A 3,067-nucleotide genomic window follows, 5' to 3' on the forward strand; every position below is an offset into this window, starting at 1 on the left:
CCGGGCACGGTCCACACGACGAGCTGGGCGCCGGCGAGGGGGATGTCGGAGCGCTGCTGGGCCTCGCGCAGCGCCGTGACGAGAACGTCGAGCTCGGGGCGAACGCCGGACGGCAGCCGGACGACGGCGATGCGGTCGGAGTCGCTGGCCGCGAGACCGACACGGTTGCCGGCGCGGTCGACGTGACGAGCGAACCGAAGGCCCGGCAGGACAGCGGCGATGGGGTCCTGGGACGGGGACGGCTTGGTCCGGCGGAAATAGGCCAGGCGAACGCCGATCCACTGGTACAGGCACAGGCCGCCGCGGCGGACGGACGTGGCGGCGACAACCAGGACGGCCGCCGAGGCGACGGCGATTGCGGTCACGTCGAAGGGATTCACGGTGACCAGAACCGCCAGCGCGGCGATCTGCCACACGGCGATCTGGCCGGCCGTGACCGGGCGCAGCCACCGCGCCCTGAACCGGGGCTCGGCCTGCGTGCTGGTGTCTGTCAATGTCATGAGGCTGCGCCGCTCCCTGCCCTCGTGTCCGGCAAAGCTGCCCGAAAATCCACGAACTTGTCCCGGGCACCGCAGGCAGCATAGGTATGCTCGGGTCGCCCCGTACAGAGGGATTTCTTACCGGGCAAGGGATTTTCGCAACACCGTCTTGGGGGCAGTGTCTGGGGGCACGTGGTGTGGACGCAGCGGGACCAGATCCAGGCGTACCAGTTCCTGCGCCGCAGGCTGGTGTCGGCGCTGGTGGCGGCCGACGCGAACCACCCGGTCTCGCCGAGCCGGCGGCTGGTGCTGGGCGTGTCGATCGGGGCGGGCGCGGCGTTGCTGGTCACGGCGGTGTTCGGCGTGCTGGGTGTGATCAACCCGACCGGTGACGCCGATTGGCGGCAGGGTGGGCAGGTCATCGTCGAACAGGAGACGGGCGCACGTTTTGTGCTGGGCCAGGACAAGCTGCTGCATCCGGTGCTGAACTTCGCCTCGGCCCGGCTGCTGGCCGGCGGCAACGGGGACAAGACCGTCACGGTGCCGGCGGCCACGCTGGCCGGGGTGTCCCGCGGCCCGGCGTACGGGATCCCGGGCGCGCCGGATTCGATGCCATCGACGGATCGCTTGCTGGGAACGGCGTTCACCACCTGCACGAGCGTGTCGGCGGATCATCCCGTTGGCGTGGAGCCGGTGTCGACGGTGGTGCTGGGCCCGATCAGCGGCGGCACGCCGGAGCCGAACGGCCAAGGCCTTCTCGTGCAAGCGCATTCCGGCGACCGCTACCTGATCAGCGCCGGCCGTCGGTACGCGCTGCCCGACGCGGCCTCGGTCACGGCCCTCGGCTACGACGGCATGCCGTTCGTGCCGGTCGCCACCGCCTGGCTGGACACTGTGCCGGCGGGGCAGGGTCTAGGCCTGATCAGGGTGGACGGCAGCGGCATTGGCGGACCGAGCATCGGCGGCAGCGCCACCCGGGTCGGTCAGGTGCTTCAGGCTGACAACGGCGGCTTCTACCTGGTGCGCAAGGATTCCGTGCAGGCCATCACCCAGACCGAGGCGAGGCTTGTCGCCGGCAACCCGGCGAACACCGGCACCCGCACGGTCCAGGTGTCCACGGCGGACGTGAACTCCGCGCCACGGGCGGCAGCCTCCACTGTGGACGAGAACGCCGGTGGCTACCCGGTCAAGGTGCCTCAGGTCGTCGCGACCATCCCGGCGACGATCACGTTGTGTGCCAATGGCTCGAAGGTGACGGTCAGCAAGGATGTGCCGCTGCCGGCCGACGCGCACCCGATCACCGTCGCTCCGACCGATGCCCGGGGTGTGCAGAACGTCTACGTGCCACCGGGTTCGGGCGCTCTGGTCAAGGACCGGTCGAACGCGCTGTATCTGATCACCGACACCGGTCGGGAGTACCCGGTCACGGACGCCGATGCCGTGAAGGCGCTGGGCTATGGCAGTGTCCAGGCGCCGGTCGTGGACACCAGCCTGCTCGCGCTGCTGCCGAAAGGCGCGGCGCTGGACCGGACCGCCGCAACGAAGCCGGCTCCGGTGAACTGAGGGGAGTGGTCTGATGGGGGCCGAAGGGGAGCCGATCGTCGTCGGCGTGATCGAGGACCATCCGCTCTACCGTGCGGCGGTGGCCCGGGTGCTGGCCGACGCCGTGGACATCGAGCTGGGTGTGGTCGCCGACTCGGTCGGCCGCTTCGCCGCCGGCCGGCAGCGGCCGGACAGCGTGGTGGTGCTGGACCTGAAGCTGCGGGGCGTGCACGACGCGGCCGCAGTGCTGGAAGTCGTGGGCATGGGCCACAAGGTGCTGGTGGTGTCCGCCCACGCCGGCCAGGCGGAGGTACTCGGCGCCATCGCCGCCGGCGCTCGCGGCTACCTGTCCAAGGATTCCGACGGCGACGAGATCCTGCGTGCCGTAAGGGAAATCGCCATCGGCAACAGCTACGTGTCGCCCACGCTGGCCTCGTTCGTGCTCAATTCCTCGCGGGAGCGGCACAGCGGTCCGAAGCTGGTGCTCTCCGACCGTGAGCGGCAGGTCCTGTCGCTGCTGGCCGCCGGGGAGCGGGACCAGGACATCGCCGAGGCCATGAACATCACCGTCCGAACGGTGCGGTCCTATTTGGACCGGATCCGCGACAAGACCGGCCGGCGGCGGCGACCTGAGCTGACCAGGCTGGCCATCGAGGAGGGCATCGCCCACCGGGTGGACTGAGCGGGTCTGTTCGAAACCGTGTTTCGGTGTGCCGGAGAGCGTGACTCGCGGGGGTGGACATGGGGGTGCCCCCGGACCTGTGGTCCGGGGGCACCCCCATGTTCCGGCCTCAGGCGGTGTTGATCTCGGGCTGCTGCTCCAGTTCGGCGTGCTCCTGCTCCACCGCGGCGACCACGTCGGCGGTGGGGCGGGCGCAGGCGACGGCCCAGTAGAAGATCGCCAGCGAGAAGGCGGCGATCACCAGCACGTCGATGCCGTCCGGCAGGATGTTGAGCGGCGAGTGGTCGGTGTCGCTGCTGTAGCGGCCGAGCCAGCCGAGCAGGATCATGCCCACGAACCACGGCACGACCCACTGCGCCGCCTT

Annotated in this window: 2 protein-coding genes and 2 pseudogenes; 2 read left to right on the plus strand and 2 right to left on the minus strand. The window is 70.4% G+C overall.

What is annotated here, in order from left to right; genetic code table 11:
- A pseudogene (locus KUTG_RS62100) lies at nt 1-500 on the minus strand (hypothetical protein); the annotation flags it as partial.
- 171 nt (nt 501-671) lie between these two features.
- On the opposite strand from KUTG_RS62100, the gene eccB reads away from it, so the two are divergent.
- Together eccB and KUTG_RS38010 are read left to right on the plus strand one after the other, a co-directional pair.
- On the plus strand, nt 672-2,042 hold the full coding sequence (eccB, locus tag KUTG_RS38005; protein WP_232241184.1) for a type VII secretion protein EccB: 1,371 nt from the start codon (nt 672-674) through the stop codon (nt 2,040-2,042).
- 13 nt (nt 2,043-2,055) lie between these two features.
- A complete protein-coding gene (locus KUTG_RS38010) occupies nt 2,056-2,703 on the plus strand; it encodes a LuxR C-terminal-related transcriptional regulator (protein WP_043723843.1) in 648 nt (215 codons plus the stop codon).
- A gap of 109 nt (nt 2,704-2,812) precedes the next feature.
- Here the strand turns inward: KUTG_RS38010 and KUTG_RS62105 are convergent.
- A pseudogene (locus KUTG_RS62105) lies at nt 2,813-3,067 on the minus strand (hypothetical protein); the annotation flags it as partial.

The organism is Kutzneria sp. 744 (assembly GCF_000568255.1).
In the GTDB taxonomy this organism is placed as follows: domain Bacteria; phylum Actinomycetota; class Actinomycetes; order Mycobacteriales; family Pseudonocardiaceae; genus Kutzneria.